This is a genomic window from Streptomyces sp. WZ.A104 (assembly GCF_002382885.1).
Classification (GTDB): Bacteria; Actinomycetota; Actinomycetes; order Streptomycetales; family Streptomycetaceae; genus Streptomyces.
The window spans coordinates 48,185-62,212 of the sequence record NZ_NWVL01000013.1 but is presented as its reverse complement, the minus strand read 5'-3'; the positions used below and the strand labels follow the sequence as shown (position 1 = coordinate 62,212).

The following is a 14,028-nucleotide window of genomic DNA, read 5'->3' as shown; positions in this document are numbered from 1 at the left end:
GGGCTCGTTCCAGAGGGCCGGAGCCGTGCAGGGCCTGTCCAGGGACGAGGAGTGGTGGATGCAGTTCGAGGTGTGGGCCCCCGAGGCGGACGCGGTCGTGCTGGAGGCGGCGGACGTCCGCTCCCCGATGGAGCGCGATCCGCTGCGGGAGGGGTGGTGGGGCGTCGAGGCGGAGGCGGCGGACGGGGACCGCTACGGGTTCCGGGTGGACGACGGGCCGCTGCTGCCCGATCCGCGCTCGCGGCGCCAGCCGGACGGGCCCGACGGGCCGAGCGCGGTCGTCGACCAGGAGGCGTACGCCTGGCGCAACGGGTGGGCGGGGCGTCGGCTGAACCGCGCGGTCCTGTACGAACTCCATGTGGGGACGTACACCCGGGAGGGCACGTTCGACGCGGCGGCGGCCCGGCTGGGCCATCTGGCGGAGCTGGGCGTCACCCATGTGTCGCTGATGCCGGTCTGCCCGTTCCCCGGCACCAACGGCTGGGGGTACGAGGGTGTCTCGCTGTGGGCGGTCCACGAACCGTACGGCGGGCCGGAGGGCCTCAAGCGCTTTGTCGACACGGCGCACGGGCTGGGGCTCGGTGTGGTCCTGGACGTCGTCCACAACCACCTGGGCCCGTCCGGCAACCATCTGCCCGCCTTCGGCCCGTACTTCACCGACACCCACCACACCCCGTGGGGCGCGGCGGTCAATCTGGACGCGCCGGGCTCGGACGAGGTGCGGGCGTTCCTGCTGGGCAGCGCGCTGGCCTGGCTGCGCGACTACCGGCTCGACGGGCTGCGGCTCGACGCGGTGCACGCACTCGCCGACACCCGGGCGCTCACCTTCCTGGAGGAGCTGTCCACGGCCGTCGACGCGCTCGCCCTGGAGCTGGGCAGGCCGCTCGGCCTCATCGCCGAGTCCGACCTCTGCGACCCGCGCACCACCACCCCCCGCACGGCGGGCGGCCTCGGACTGCACGCCCAGTGGAACGACGACTTCCACCACGCGCTGCACACCGCGCTCACCGGCGAGTCCCAGGGCTACTACGCGGACTTCGCCCGTGCCCCGCTCGCCGCCCTGGCCAAGACGGTGACCTCGGCGTTCTTCCACAACGGGACCTACTCCAGCTTCCGGGGCCGCACCCACGGCCGCCCGGTCGACGTGAGCCGCTCCCCGGCGCACCGCTTCGTCGGGTACGCGCAGACCCATGACCAGATCGGCAACCGGGCGCTCGGCGACCGGCTGGCCGCCTCGCTCTCCCCCGGCCTCCAGGCATGCGCGGCGGCGCTCGTGCTGACCGGGCCCTTCACGCCGATGCTGTTCATGGGTGAGGAGTGGGGTGCGCGCACACCCTGGCAGTTCTTCACCGACCACACGGACCCGCAGCTGGCGGAGGCCGTACGCAACGGCAGGCGGCGGGAGTTCGGCGCGCACGGCTGGGCGGAGGAGGAGATCCCCGACCCGCAGGACCCGGCCACCCGGGACCGCTCCTGCCTGGACTGGGCCGAGCCGGAGCGCGAACCGCACGCGCGGCTGCTCGCCTGGTACCGCGAACTGATCGCGCTGCGGCGGACGTTGCCCGATCTGCACGATCCCGACCTGGCCTCGGTGAAGACCGCGTTCGACGAGGACGCCCGCTGGCTGGCGTACCGCAGGGGCGATCTGCGGATCGCGGTGAACCTGGCGGACGAGTCCGCCGCGATCCCGCTGGGCTGGGGCCGCCACCGGCGGGCCGGGGGGCGGGTGCTGGCGGCCTGGGAGCCGGTGGAGGCGCCGGGGGCGGACGGGGTGCTGCAGCTGCCGCCCGAGTCGTGCGTGGTGCTGGCGGACGACTGAGCCGCGCCCCGGACCCGGGGGCCGGGGCCGACGCCTGAGCCGCGCCGGACCCGGGGCCGGAGCGCGCTACTCCACGACGGCCAGTTCACGGGCGGTGGTGTTCAACCGCCGTCCGCCGTCCTCGGTGACGGCCACGATGTCCTCGATCCGGACGCCGAACCGGCCCGGGAGATAGATCCCCGGCTCCACGGAGAAGCACATGCCGGGAACGAGCGGCTGCTCCTCGCCCTCGATCATGTAGGGCGGCTCGTGGGTGGTGACGCCGATGCCGTGGCCGGTGCGGTGGATGAACCGGTCGCCGTAGCCGAACTCGGTGATCACCGCGCGGGCGGCCCGGTCGATCTCCTGGCATGCGGCTCCGGGCCGGACGGCGGCGCAGCCTGCCTCCTGGGCCTCGCGGACGATGTCGTGGACCCGCTGCTCCTCGGCGGTGGGCTCGCCGACATGGACCGTACGGGAGGTGTCGGAGCCGTAACCGTGCTTCAGGCCGCCGAAGTCGAGGACGACCATGTCGCCCCGCTCGATGGTGCGTGTCCCCGCCTCGTGGTGCGGGTTGGCCCCGTTGGGGCCGGAGCCGACGACGGTGAAGTCGACCTGGGAGTGTCCGAACTCCCGCAGCAGGGCGGCGAGATCGGTCGCCACGTCGACCTCCCGGCGGCCGGAGAACCTGACCTTCAGAATCTCCTCGTACGCGGCATCGGCGGCGGCGCCGGCGGCCGTGAGACGCTCCAGCTCGGCAACGTCCTTCACCGCGCGGAGCATAGGGAGCGCCTCGGTGAGCGCGGTGTAGGAGGTGCCGGGCAACTCCCGCTGAAGACCGAGGAGATGCATCGCCCAGGCGTTGTCGCTGACGCCGAAGCGGCCCTCGGCGTCCAGCAGCGGGGCGGTCACCGCGTACGGGTCCATGCCGTCGGTCCAGTCCCGCAGGGTGAGCGCGGGTGCCCCGGTGGCGGCGGCCGCGTCGGGCGCCTCCAGGGTCGGGACCACGAGGACCGGGTCCTGCCCGGCCCGCAGCACGAGGAGCGTGAGGCGTTCGGTGCTCACGGGCCGGTAGCCGGTGAGGTGGACGAGGTCGGGCCCCGGCGCGACGATCACCCCGGCGAGCCCGGCCCCGGCGGCGGACTCGGCGGCCCGAGCCATCCGGGCCCGGTAGTCGTCGGCGGTGAAGGGCACGGGCGGGGCGGACCGCTGGGCGGACGGGCTGGTGCTGGGCATCCTGACTGACCTCCTGGCGACACTGCTCGGCTCGGCACACAGCATCCTGCCCGTTCGGCGGGGCGACCGCGACCGGCTCGGGCCGGACACGGCCTATCGCTCGCGCGCCGGCTGCCGCACGATCAGGTCGGCCCGGTCGCGGCCGCTGAGCACCAGCCGGGCGTTGGCCTCGTCGGACCGTGCGACCCACTCGCGTGCGTACGGCCGGGGCTTGCCGTACCGCACATGGCGCTCGACGAGCCGGTGCACCCGGATCTCCGGGTCGAGGTCCAGGAACCACACCTCGTCCAGCAGCCCGCGCACCGGCGCCCACGGCCCGTCCTCCAGCAGCAGGTAGTTGCCCTCGGTGATGACGAGCGGCACGTCCGGCCCCACGGCCAGGGCCCCGGCGACCGGCTCCTCCAAAGCCCGGTCGAAGGCGGGTGCGTACACCGGGTGGACCGGGTCCGGGTCGCGCAGCCGCCGCAGGAGCGCCGCGTACCCGGCCGCGTCGAAGGTGTCGGGGGCGCCCTTGCGGTCGGCGCGGCCGAGGCGGTCCAGCTCGGCGGCGGCGAGGTGGAAGCCGTCCATGGGGACGAGGACGGCGCGTCCGTCCAGGGTGGCCACCAGGCGCTCGGCGAGCGTGGACTTCCCGGCCCCGGGCGGGCCCGCGATACCGAGGACCCGCCGCTGCCCGCCCTCCGCGAGCGCGCGGGCCCGGTCCGTCAGCGCGGCCCGGCCGCCGGTGGTCGTGCCGTCCAGGAAGTCCATGCGGGGCATTGTGCGGGGGCGGGGACCGAAAGCGTTAGTGTTACGTATAACCACTTCGGCCTCACGCCTTGCGCCTGCCTCAAGCCTGTGGAAGGACCCCCCGTGCCCCACATCGCCCTGGTCACCCTCGTCGTCCGCGACTACGACGAGGCCGTCGCCTTCTACCGTGACGCGCTCGGGTTTGAACCGGTGGAGGACACCGACCGGGGCGACGGCACCCGCTGGGTGGTGGTGCGCCCGCGCGGGGCGGCGGCCGGTACGGGGCTGCTGCTGGCCCGCGCCAAGGACGAGGACCAGGCCGCACGGGTCGGGGCGCAGACCGGCGGGCGGGTCGGTTTCTTCCTGCACACCGAGGACTTCGCGGCCGACCACGCCCGGATGACCGCGGCCGGGGTGCGCTTCCTGGAGGAGCCGCGCCACGAGACGTACGGCTCGGTCGCGGTCTTCGAGGACCTCTACGGCAACCGGTGGGACCTGTTGCAGCCCGCGGACTGACCCCGGAGCGCGGGTCGGGCACCGACAGCGCGCAGCATGGCCGGTCTACCGCGAATCAGCACTGTCCTTACGGATTTGGGCGACATGATGCTTCTCTTGCTTTTGCGCGTAGGGATGATATTGCGAGAACCGCGGGAAACTGGGTCGTTGCCGGGGCAGGCCCTACTGGAGTTCGCTGAAGCGTTCGGTCGCCCGGGTGCGCCCGGCGACGATGATGGTGTCGTCCGCCTCGACGACCGTTTCGGGGGTGGCATAGGTGAAGCCTTCCCCGGGGCGCTTGATGGCGACGACCGTGATGCCGTAGCGGGAGCGGACTGCGCTGTTGGAAAGGGGCAACCCGATGATGTCGGCGGGCGGGTTCGTTTTGACCATGGCGAAGTCGTCCTCGAACTCGATGTAGTCGAGCATGCGGCCCCGTACGAGGTGGGCGACGCGCTGGCCCATGTCGTGTTCGGGATAGACGACGTGGTGGACGCCGAGCTGGGTGAGAATACGGCCGTGGGCTTCGCTGATGGCCTTGGCCCAGACGTTCTCGATGCCGAAGGAAACCAGCAGCGAGGCGGTGAGGATGCTGGCTTCGAGGTCGGTGCCGATGGCCACGACGGCACGGTCGAACTCGTGGACACCCAGCTGGCGCAGGGCGTCCTCCTTGGTGGAGTCCGCCCGCACGGCATGGGTGAGGGAGCCTGAAAGGGCCTGGACCACTTCGGCGCTCTCGTCGATGCCGAGGACCTCGGTGTCCTCGTCGACGAGCTCCAGGGCCAGGGCGCGGCCGAAGCGGCCCAGACCGATGACGACGACGGAGCTGCGCGACTCCGTACGGCGCTTCCTGGGGTTGGGTTTCCTAGCCAATGATGGGTCTCTCCTCGGGAAGGTCGTACAGGCGGACGCGGGTGCGCATGGCGAGTGCGGAGGCGACGGTGATGGGGCCGAGCCGGCCGATGAACATCAGCGCGATCAGCAGGAGCTGCAGGCCGGGGGCCAGGTCGGCGGTGATGCCGGTGGACAGGCCGACGGTGGCGAACGCCGAGGTGACTTCGAACAGCGACTCGTCGAGAGTGTGGTCGGAGAAGACCATGAAGGCCACGGTGGTGATGGCCACGGCGGCCACGGACAGCAGCACGACGGTGAGGGCCTGGCGCTGGAGGTCGCCGTGCAGGCGGCGGTGGAAGATGTTGACCGCGCCCTCGCCGCGGATCTCGGCGTATATGACGAAGAACAGCACGGCGAAGGTGGTGACCTTGATCCCGCCGGCGGTGCCCGCGCTCGCGCCGCCGATGAACATCAGCACGTCCGTACCCAGCCAGCTCGCGGGGTTCATCTGGGAGGTGTCGATGCTGTTGAATCCGGCGGTGCGCGGCATGACTCCCTGGAAGAACCCTGCCAGCAGTTTCCCCGGCACGTGCAAGGGGCCGAGGGTGGCCGGGTTGGACCATTCGAGGGCGGTGACGAAGGCGCTGCCGCCGACCAGGAAGACGCCGGTGGCCCACAGCACGATCTTGGTGTGCAGAGACCAGCCGTGCGGCTTGCGGAACCGGCGACGCAGCTCGAACAGGACGGGGAAGCCTAGTCCACCGGCGATGACGGCCATGGCGATGGGCAGGCAGATCCACGGGTCGGTGACGAACCCCATCAGGCTGTCGGAGTAGAGGGCGAAGCCGGCGTTGTTGAACGCCGAGACGGCGTGGAAGAGACCCAGCCAGGCCGCCCGTGGCCAGGGCTCGTCATAGGCGATCGCGAATCGCAGGGCCAGTGCCAGGGCGGTGACGACCTCCAGCAGGAGGCTGACCTTGACCACACCGGTCACGACCGAGCGGACGTCGCCGAGCCCAAGCGTCTTGGTCTCCGCGGCGGCCGTCATCCGCGCTTTGAGGCCGATGCGGTGGGAGACCAGGAGTACCAGCAGGGAGGCGAAGGTCATGATGCCGAAGCCGCCCACCTGGATGAGCCCCAGGATCACCGCCTGCCCGAAACCGGTCCAGTACTCGGGTGTGTCCACCACGATCAGACCGGTCACACACACCGCGGAGGTGGAGGTGAAGAACGCCTCCAGCACACCGGCGCCGCCCGGTCCGGCCTTGGCCACCGGCAGCATCAGCAGACCGGTCCCGGCCACGATCGCCGTGGCGAATCCGGCCACGACCGCCTGCGCCGGATGCCGGAGACGCGGCCAACGCTGCCTCACCACACCAAGTCCTCCGCATTGCGGACGGACACTACGATTGTTCGCACTGGAAGACGATAGACAACCCTGACGCCGACTTCGACACGAGGCCCTGCCATCTGCCCTCTGTCGTGTCTAGGCTTGAGCCATGCGCACCCGAAGAGGTACTCGTCCGCACCCCTTCGCACCGGCCCGTACCCGGCATCCGGGCGGCCGGGAAAAGGGCCCTGATTTCACTCGCGGCCTGCAGCGCACTGAGTACACCCTGTTTCTGGCCGCCGTGGTTCTCATCACAGCCGGGGCTGTCAGTGACTCGTGGTGGCTGATCGGCAGCGGGGCGTGGGCTCTGATCGCCGCCGGCCTGATCGAAATGATCTACCGACCGTGACCGGCCCTGCCGGGCGGCGGGCGGCACTGGTCGTCGCGATGACGAGCCCTCCCGGCCCTCCTCTCTCGACGAGCAGGGCTCGGTGGCTCTGGTCCACAGCCATGTAGCGCCCTTGACGAGATGCGCCCCGCCTCCGGCCGGCCAAGAGGGAACAGAAGGGGATAGATCTGCACGTGGCCGGGACGGGGGCCGAGTCGCGGGAAGTGGCCGGCGTGGTCGTCGCGTCTACTTCGGGTCGCGGTTGAACTGCGCCGTCGACCAGCGGTAGCCGAGCGCGATCAGGCCGATGCACCAGGCGATCGCGATCCAGCCGTTGTTGCCGATCTCGGTGCCGAGGAGAAGGCCGCGGAGGGTTTCGATGGCGGGGGTGAAGGGCTGGTACTCGGCGATCGGCTGGAACCAGCCGGGCATGGTGCCGGCCGGGATGAAGGCACTGGAGATGAGGGGGAGGAGGATCAGCGGCATGGCCATGTTGCTGGCCGCCTCGGGGTTGGGGCTGGCCAGGCCCATGCCGACCGCGATCCAGGTCAGCGCCAGGGCGAAAAGTACGATGAGCCCGAGCGCCGCCAGCCACTCCAGGATGGTCGCGTCCGTGGAGCGGAAGCCGATGGCCACGCCGACCGCGCCGACGAGGACTACGCTCATGACGGATTGCAGCACGCTTCCGACGACGTGCCCGATGAGTACGGAAGGGCGGTGGACCGCCATCGTGCGGAAGCGCGCGATGAGGCCCTCGGTCATATCCATGGAGACGTACACCGCGGCCCCGATCACGGTGCTGCCGATGGTCATCAGCAGCAGACCCGGGACGATGTAGGCGATGTAGTCGGACCGGTCAGCACCGCCGCCCCCGATCCCGGCGCTCATCACGTCGCCGAAGATGTAGACGAAGAGCAGCAGCATCATGATCGGCGTGAGCAGCAGGTTCAGGGTCCCCGACGGGTAGCGCCGCGCGTGCAGGAGGTTGCGGCGCAGCATCGTGTTCGAGTCGCGCACGGCGAGGGAGAGGGAGCTCATCGGACGGTCTCCTCGGGCTGGTGGGGAACGTTGGCCGGGCCGGTCAGGGCGAAGAACACGTCGTCGAGGTCGGGAGTATGGACGGTCAGTTCGTCCGCTTCGATACCGGCGGAGTCGAGCCGGTCGAGGACGGAGCGCAGTTCGCGCTGACTGCCGTCGCTGGGGATGGTCAGCGACAGTGCCTCGTCGTCCCGGGTGACCTCCCGCAGGGCTTCAGCGGCGGACCGGTACGCGACCGGGTCGGTGAAGCGGAGCCGGATGCGCCCGCCCGGGACAAGGCGCTTGAGCTCCTCGGCGGTGCCCTCGGCGGCGATCCTGCCGTCGTGCAACACCGCGATGCGGTCGGCGAGTTCGTCGGCCTCCTCCAAGTACTGGGTGGTGAGGAAGACGGTCACACCGCTGGAGACGAGGCCGCGGATGATCCCCCACATGGTGTGGCGGGAGCGCGGGTCGAGGCCGGTGGTCGGCTCGTCGAGGAAGATGATCCGTGGGTTGCCGACCAGCGTCATCGCGAGGTCGAGGCGGCGCTTCATGCCGCCGGAGTAGGTCGAGGCCGGCTTCCTCGCGGCCTCCACCAGGTCGAAGCGCTCAAGGAGTTCGGCGGCGACCCGCCGCCCCTCCTGCTTGGGCAGGTGGTGCAGGTCCGCCATGAGGAGCATGTTCTCCTCGCCGGTGATCAGCCCGTCGACGGCGGAGAACTGCCCGGTGACACCGATCACGGCCCGGACCGCCTGTGGGGCGGCGGCCAGGTCGTGCCCGCCAACGTGCAGGTCACCGGCGTCGGCGGTGACGAGCGTGGACAGGATCTTCACGGCGGTCGTCTTCCCGGCGCCGTTCGGGCCGAGCAGCGCGAACACGGACCCGGCCGGGATACGCAGATCGATACCGTCGAGGACGATCTTTTCGCCGTACGACTTGCGCAGCCCGACGGCGGAGACGGCGGTCGGCGGCGGGTGACTCTCACCTTTACTGGATGTGGGCATGACAGATGGAGGCATGGTGACTTCCCTTCGAAGGCTGAGCGCGGGGTGAGTGGAAGCTGCTTCGAAACCCGGATCGCGTGACTGCCCGTGACCACACGTCAGTCGCGTCGCCATTGGGGAGTGGTGTCCAGCGGCCCGCCGCCGGACACCCGCTCGCCGAGGACATGGGCGGGACTGGGGCAGATCTCACCAGCGGGCTCGACCGCCTCGGTGGACAGGATCTGCGGCGACTTCCGGCGCCGGACGGTCCGCGCCGGGTTGCGCTGCGCCGAGGCGAACGAACGGCGCGTGCGGGCTATGCCCATGGCCAGGGGGTGGCGGGAGCTACTTCTCCGCCGCGCCGGATTCCCTGCTGATGGACTCCTGGTAGACGTCCGCATACGTGCGTGAATCCTTGACCAGGTCGTCGCAGAACGCGGCGACGTCCGCGCCGATCAGTTCCAGGACCCCCCGGCCCGCTGCGACGCCTTCTTCGAAGAAGTCGACGATCCCGGGGAGCAGGGGTCCGTCGGGCAGGTCAACCGGTCCGATCTTGAACAGGTACTTCTGCATCTCCTTGTAGACGATCCGGTAGTCCGGCGGGAGCGCCTTGACCCGAGCCGTGTGTGCCCGCCACTGCTTCTTGCCCTCGATGATGTCCTGGATGCCCACGTCAGCCTCCCAGCCGGTTCAGTTTCCTCGCGACGTTCCTGTTCAGCTGCTCGCGCCACCGGTCCCGGTAGGTTCGCGCCCCTTCGCCACCGGCCAGCGCCATGCAGAAGCCCTGGATGTCGTCGCCGAGCACCTCGTGGACGCCCTGCCCGTCCGCCGCCGTTTCTTCGAGCAGCCCCAGGGCTGCGTCGAGGATCGGCATCAGGTTGCGGCCGGTGAAGTCCCCATGGGGAAGGAGGTGGGCCTTGATCTGGTCCCACGCCCCCCGGTAGTCATCCGGCAGGGCCTCGGCCCGGGCTTCGAACGCCTTCCATTCCCTGGTGAGATCGCTGCCGGTGATGGTCTCCCAGAAGTTCATCTCCCGCCCTCCTTGAGCCTGTCGATGCGTGATGAGACGTACTGCCACTTCGTCCAGAACTTCGCCAGTTCCTCGCGTCCGGCGTCGTTGAGCGCGTAGAACTTGCGCGGCGGACCGACCCCGGACGGCCGTTTCGTCACCTGGACGAGCTTGTTCCTCTCCAGTCGCAGCAAGATGGTGTACACCGTCCCCTCGATGACGTCGGTGAAGCCGAGCTCGTTCAGCTGACGGGTGATGGCGTAGCCGTAGGTTTCCTCGCTGCCGATGATTTCGAGCACGCACCCTTCGAGCGTGCCTTTCAACATCTCCGTCAGGTCATCCATCGCGAGTCCTCCTCGGCCCCAGTGGTACTGCGTAGCACCGAGTACCACTATACGGTATCACCGAGTAGTGGAGGCTGTCAGCGATCGGCTCACGTGGACCACACGACCACGACGAGGCCGTCGCCTTCCACCGTGACGCGCTCGGGTTTGAACCGGTGGAGGACACCGACCGGGGCGACGGCGCCCGCTGGGTGGTGGTGCGCCGCGCGAGGCGGCGGCCGGTACGGGGCTGCTGCTGGCCCGTACCAAGGGCGTCGGTCATCGTGCTGGGCGAAGGGGGGGCATCGCGGCGCTGCCGCGCGGGGCGGCCGGATCACGGGGGGCGCGGTTCAAGGGCCGCGGGATCGGACGCTCGGTCCGCCTCACCCGGCCGGGAGGGGCGGTGCTCACGCCCGCGCGAGTCCCGCCTCCCGTACCGCCACCGCCTCCATCGCCGCCAGCACCGGCCGGATCAGCGGATGGCCCTCGGCCCCCTGGCGTACGGCCGCGAAGACCCGGCGGGTGGGGGCGCTGCCCTCGACCGGGCGGACGACCACCCCGGTCAGCTCCATCCCGCTTAGGGCCGAGCGCGGCACCAGCGCCACCCCCGCGTCCGCCCCGGCCAGCGCGACCACCGCCCGGAAGTCGTCCGACGAGTGCTCCAGGCGCGGGGCGAACCCGGCGAATTCGCAGGCCAGGACCACCACGTCATGGCAGGGGTTCCCCGGGTAGGGGCCGATCCACGGGTCCTTCGCGAGGTCCGCGACCGCCACCTGGGCCTGGTCCGCGAGGCGGTGGTCCACCGGGAGCACCGCGTCGAAGGGCTCCGAGTAGAGGGGGACGCGAGTGAGACGGCGGTCGTCCTCGGCGGGGGCGCCCCGGTACTCCACGGCCACCGCCACGTCGACCTGCCGGTCCAGCACCATCGGCACGCTCGCGTCGCCCTCCGCGTCCTGGACCCTGACCCGGATGCCGGGCGCGGTGCGGGCGAGCTCCCTGAGTGCTGGGGCGAGGACGAGGCCGATGCCGGTGGCGAACGCGGCGACCGTGACCGTACCGGCGACGCCCGCGCTGTAGTCGGCGAGCTCCGCCTCGGCCCGCTCCAGCTGGGCCAGGACAACGTTCGCGTGGCTGAGGAGGATCTCGCCCGCGGAGGTGAGCCGGGCCCCGCGCGCCCCGCGTTCGACGAGACGGTGACCGGTCTCCTGCTCCAGGGCTGCGAGCTGCTGGGACACCGCGGAGGGCGTCAGATACAACGCGGCGGCGGCCGCGGTCACCGTGCGGTGGTCGGCCACCGCACGGAGGATTCGCAACCGCCGCGCATCGATCATGTGCCCATTGTCCCAGGTGGCGGAGGCCCGCCCACCCGGTGAGCGGTTACGCCTCCGCGTCCAGCGCCGCCCGCGCGTCGACGAACGCGTCCACCGCGCGGTTCACGTCGGCGGTGGAGTGCGCGGCCGAGAGCTGGACCCGGATACGGGCCGCGCCCTGCGGGACGACGGGGTACGAGAACCCGATCACGTACACACCGCGCTCCAGGAGCAGTTCCGCCATCCGGCCCGCCTTCGCGGCATCCCCGATCATGACGGGGGCGATGGCGTGGTCGCCGGGCAGGACGTCGAAGCCCTCCGCGGTCATCCGGGTACGGAACAGCTCGGTGTTGGCGTTGAGCTGCTCGCGCAGGTCCCCGGCCGACTCCAGCAGGTCGATGACCTTGAGGGACGCGGCGGCGATGACCGGGGCGAGGGTGTTGGAGAAGAGGTACGGGCGCGAGCGCTGGCGCAGCAGGGCGACGATCTCGGCGCGGGCCGCGACGTAGCCGCCGGAGGCCCCGCCGAGCGCCTTGCCGAGGGTGCCGGTGATGATGTCGACCCGGTCCATGACTCCGTGGAGCTCGGGCGTGCCGCGGCCGCCGGGACCCACGAAGCCGACGGCGTGCGAGTCGTCGACCATGACCATCGCGTCGTAGCGGTCTGCCAGGTCGCAGATCTCCTGGAGCGGGGCGACGTAACCGTCCATCGAGAAGACGCCGTCGGTGACGATCAGACGGCGGCGGGCCCCGGACGCCTCCTTGAGCTGCTTCTCCAGGTCGGCCATGTCCCGGTTGACGTAGCGGTGGCGCTGGGCCTTGGAGAGCCTGATGCCGTCGATGATCGAGGCGTGGTTGAGGGCGTCGGAGATCACCGCGTCCTCCGCGCCGAGCAGGGTCTCGAAGACACCGCCGTTGGCGTCGAAGCAGGAGGAGTAGAGGATCGTGTCCTCCTGGCCGAGGAAGGCCGAGAGCCGCTGCTCCAGCTCCTTGTGGACCTCCTGGGTGCCGCAGATGAAGCGGACGGAGGCCATCCCGTAGCCCCAGCGGTCCAGCGCCTCGTGGGCGGCGGCGATGACCTCGGGGTGGTCGGCCAGGCCCAGGTAGTTGTTGGCACAGAAGTTGAGGACCTCGCCGGGGCGGCCGCCGGAGGTGACGGCCACGGTCGCGGACTGCGGGGTGCCGATGACGCGCTCGGGCTTGTGCAGCCCGGCGGCGCGGATCTCGTCGAGGGTGGTGCGCAGATCGTCGCGTACGGAGTCGAACATGCCGGGTTCCTTTAAGGGTTCGAGGAGAAGTTCGAAGGTCAGACGGGTCAGACGGGTCAGACGGTCCAGTCGAGGATGACCTTGCCGCCGAGGCCGCTCGCGGCGTCGTCGAAGGCCGCCTCGAAGTCGCGGTAGCCGTACCGGCCGGTGATCACGGGGGCGAGGTCGAGGCCGCCCTCCAGCAGGACGGACATGGCGTACCAGGTCTCGTACATCTCGCGGCCGTAGATCCCCTTGACGGTGATCATCGAGGTGACGATCCGGGACCAGTCCACGGCGAACTCCTCGGCGGGCAGTCCGAGCATCGCGATCCGGCCGCCGTGCGTCATGTTCGCGACCATGTCGCGCATCGCCTCGGGGCGGCCGGACATCTCCAGGCCGATGTCGAAGCCCTCGCGCAGGCCCAGCTCGCGCTGTCCGTCCGCGATGGTCCGGTCCGCGACGTTGAGGGCGAGGCTGACGCCGACCTTGCGGGCGAGCGCGAGGCGGGCCTCGCTGACGTCGGTGATGACCACATTGCGGGCACCGGCGTGCTTGGCGACGGCGGCGGCCATGATGCCGATCGGTCCGGCGCCGGTGATCAGGACGTCCTCGCCGACCAGCGGGAAGGACAGCGCGGTGTGCACCGCGTTGCCGAACGGGTCGAAGATCGCGGCGATATCGAGGTCGACGGGGACCCGGTGCACCCACACGTTGGAGGCGGGCAGCACGACGTACTCGGCGAACGCGCCGTCCCGGCCGACGCCGAGGCCGATCGTGGAGCGGCAGAGGTGGCGGCGGCCCGCGAGACAGTTGCGGCACTTGCCGCACACGAGGTGGCCCTCGCCGCTGACCAGGTCGCCGACCGCGATGTCGACGACGTCGGAACCGGTCGCGGCGACCTCGCCGACGAACTCGTGGCCGAGGACGAGCGGGGTGGTGACCGCCTGCTGCGCCCAGCCGTCATAGGCCCGGATGTGCAGGTCGGTGCCGCAGATTCCGGTGCGCAGGACCTTGATCAGGACGTCGGTGGGGCCGTACTCCGGCTCCGGCACGTCCATCAGCCACAGTCCCGGTTCGGCCTTCTGCTTGACGAGTGCCTTCACGGCTGCGGCTCCCTGACGTGGTGCGCGGGTGGTGGACACCCCGGGCCTGGGGGCATGTCGGAGGAACCCTGCGGCCCGGGGTGGTCTTTTCGGGGTGACCCCTTGGGAAGGGGCACGGCGGGACGGGACGGAGCACGTCGTACAGCACGTCATACGTCGCACGGCTCCACGCGCCATCCTCGGCCGTCACGGAGCAATCTGCCGTACGACGGGGCCAGGGTCCA

16 protein-coding genes are annotated in these 14,028 nt (G+C 70.8%); 3 read left to right on the top strand and 13 right to left on the bottom strand.

Annotated features, from left to right (window positions below):
- The first annotated feature begins 58 nt into the window (after positions 1-58).
- Positions 59-1,819, top strand: coding sequence for a malto-oligosyltrehalose trehalohydrolase (gene treZ, locus CIB93_RS09770; protein WP_096626152.1), 1,761 nt, complete (start codon positions 59-61; stop codon positions 1,817-1,819).
- A 66-nt stretch (positions 1,820-1,885) separates the two neighbouring features.
- Here treZ and CIB93_RS09765 read toward each other — a convergent pair whose 3' ends face one another.
- Both CIB93_RS09765 and CIB93_RS09760 read right to left on the bottom strand, forming a co-directional pair.
- Positions 1,886-3,034, bottom strand: coding sequence for an aminopeptidase P family protein (locus CIB93_RS09765; RefSeq protein WP_096626150.1), 1,149 nt, complete (start codon positions 3,032-3,034; stop codon positions 1,886-1,888).
- 93 nt (positions 3,035-3,127) lie between these two features.
- Positions 3,128-3,784, bottom strand: a complete 657-nt coding sequence (locus CIB93_RS09760; protein ID WP_179500047.1) for a nucleoside/nucleotide kinase family protein — start codon at positions 3,782-3,784, stop codon at positions 3,128-3,130.
- 102 nt (positions 3,785-3,886) lie between these two features.
- Between CIB93_RS09760 and CIB93_RS09755 the strand changes: the two genes are divergently transcribed.
- Positions 3,887-4,279 carry a VOC family protein gene (locus tag CIB93_RS09755; protein WP_096626146.1) on the top strand — a complete coding sequence of 131 codons (393 nt, stop codon included), beginning with the start codon at positions 3,887-3,889 and terminating at the stop codon, positions 4,277-4,279.
- Positions 4,280-4,441: 162 nt separating this feature from the next.
- On the opposite strand, the gene CIB93_RS09750 is transcribed toward CIB93_RS09755, so the two are convergent.
- Together CIB93_RS09750 and CIB93_RS09745 are read right to left on the bottom strand one after the other, a co-directional pair.
- Positions 4,442-5,131, bottom strand: a complete 690-nt coding sequence (locus CIB93_RS09750) for a TrkA family potassium uptake protein (protein ID WP_096626144.1) — start codon at positions 5,129-5,131, stop codon at positions 4,442-4,444.
- On the bottom strand, positions 5,124-6,464 hold the full coding sequence (locus CIB93_RS09745; protein ID WP_096626258.1) for a TrkH family potassium uptake protein: 1,341 nt from the start codon (positions 6,462-6,464) through the stop codon (positions 5,124-5,126). Before CIB93_RS09745 ends, CIB93_RS09750 begins: the two co-directional genes overlap by 8 nt.
- Positions 6,465-6,591: 127 nt before the next feature.
- Between CIB93_RS09745 and CIB93_RS37140 the strand changes: the two genes are divergently transcribed.
- The gene (locus tag CIB93_RS37140) at positions 6,592-6,831 is read left to right on the top strand and encodes a hypothetical protein (protein WP_107470955.1); all 240 of its coding nucleotides are present in this window, start codon (positions 6,592-6,594) and stop codon (positions 6,829-6,831) included.
- Between the two features lie 225 nt (positions 6,832-7,056).
- Here CIB93_RS37140 and CIB93_RS09740 read toward each other — a convergent pair whose 3' ends face one another.
- The 9 genes from CIB93_RS09740 to tdh form a co-directional block, all read right to left on the bottom strand.
- Positions 7,057-7,848, bottom strand: a complete 792-nt coding sequence (locus tag CIB93_RS09740) for an ABC transporter permease (protein WP_096626142.1) — start codon at positions 7,846-7,848, stop codon at positions 7,057-7,059.
- Entirely contained in the window at positions 7,845-8,846 is a 1,002-nt protein-coding gene (locus CIB93_RS09735) for an ATP-binding cassette domain-containing protein (RefSeq protein WP_096626140.1), read from the bottom strand. The genes CIB93_RS09740 and CIB93_RS09735 overlap by 4 nt, the downstream gene beginning before the upstream one ends.
- Before the next feature lie 83 nt (positions 8,847-8,929).
- Positions 8,930-9,136, bottom strand: a complete 207-nt coding sequence (locus tag CIB93_RS09730; protein ID WP_096626138.1) for a hypothetical protein — start codon at positions 9,134-9,136, stop codon at positions 8,930-8,932.
- Positions 9,137-9,155: 19 nt separating this feature from the next.
- Positions 9,156-9,482, bottom strand: a complete 327-nt coding sequence (locus CIB93_RS09725; protein WP_096626136.1) for a DUF1048 domain-containing protein — start codon at positions 9,480-9,482, stop codon at positions 9,156-9,158.
- 1 nt (position 9,483) lies between these two features.
- Positions 9,484-9,840, bottom strand: coding sequence for a DUF1048 domain-containing protein (locus tag CIB93_RS09720; RefSeq protein ID WP_096626134.1), 357 nt, complete (start codon positions 9,838-9,840; stop codon positions 9,484-9,486).
- On the bottom strand, positions 9,837-10,163 hold the full coding sequence (locus CIB93_RS09715) for a PadR family transcriptional regulator (protein WP_096626132.1): 327 nt from the start codon (positions 10,161-10,163) through the stop codon (positions 9,837-9,839). Before CIB93_RS09715 ends, CIB93_RS09720 begins: the two co-directional genes overlap by 4 nt.
- A gap of 386 nt (positions 10,164-10,549) precedes the next feature.
- The gene (locus tag CIB93_RS09710; RefSeq protein WP_096626130.1) at positions 10,550-11,473 is read right to left on the bottom strand and encodes a LysR family transcriptional regulator; all 924 of its coding nucleotides are present in this window, start codon (positions 11,471-11,473) and stop codon (positions 10,550-10,552) included.
- A gap of 46 nt (positions 11,474-11,519) precedes the next feature.
- Entirely contained in the window at positions 11,520-12,719 is a 1,200-nt protein-coding gene (locus CIB93_RS09705) for a glycine C-acetyltransferase (RefSeq protein WP_096626128.1), read from the bottom strand.
- Between the two features lie 56 nt (positions 12,720-12,775).
- Complete coding sequence (gene tdh / locus CIB93_RS09700) at positions 12,776-13,804, bottom strand: L-threonine 3-dehydrogenase (RefSeq protein WP_096626126.1); 1,029 nt, start codon at positions 13,802-13,804, stop codon at positions 12,776-12,778.
- Positions 13,805-14,028 lie beyond the last annotated feature (224 nt).

What these genes read in the sequence shown, in the direction of transcription:
- treZ (WP_096626152.1), top strand. Translation starts at nt 59, where the DNA reads ATGCAGTTCGAGGTGTGGGCCCCCGAGGCGGACGCGGTCGTGCTGGAG.
- CIB93_RS09765 (WP_096626150.1), bottom strand. Translation starts at nt 3,034, where the DNA reads ATGCCCAGCACCAGCCCGTCCGCCCAGCGGTCCGCCCCGCCCGTGCCC.
- CIB93_RS09760 (WP_179500047.1), bottom strand. Translation starts at nt 3,784, where the DNA reads ATGGACTTCCTGGACGGCACGACCACCGGCGGCCGGGCCGCGCTGACG.
- CIB93_RS37140 (WP_107470955.1), top strand. Translation starts at nt 6,592, where the DNA reads ATGCGCACCCGAAGAGGTACTCGTCCGCACCCCTTCGCACCGGCCCGT.
- CIB93_RS09740 (WP_096626142.1), bottom strand. Translation starts at nt 7,848, where the DNA reads ATGAGCTCCCTCTCCCTCGCCGTGCGCGACTCGAACACGATGCTGCGC.
- CIB93_RS09735 (WP_096626140.1), bottom strand. Translation starts at nt 8,846, where the DNA reads ATGCCTCCATCTGTCATGCCCACATCCAGTAAAGGTGAGAGTCACCCG.
- CIB93_RS09730 (WP_096626138.1), bottom strand. Translation starts at nt 9,136, where the DNA reads ATGGGCATAGCCCGCACGCGCCGTTCGTTCGCCTCGGCGCAGCGCAAC.
- CIB93_RS09720 (WP_096626134.1), bottom strand. Translation starts at nt 9,840, where the DNA reads ATGAACTTCTGGGAGACCATCACCGGCAGCGATCTCACCAGGGAATGG.
- CIB93_RS09715 (WP_096626132.1), bottom strand. Translation starts at nt 10,163, where the DNA reads ATGGATGACCTGACGGAGATGTTGAAAGGCACGCTCGAAGGGTGCGTG.
- CIB93_RS09710 (WP_096626130.1), bottom strand. Translation starts at nt 11,473, where the DNA reads ATGATCGATGCGCGGCGGTTGCGAATCCTCCGTGCGGTGGCCGACCAC.
- CIB93_RS09705 (WP_096626128.1), bottom strand. Translation starts at nt 12,719, where the DNA reads ATGTTCGACTCCGTACGCGACGATCTGCGCACCACCCTCGACGAGATC.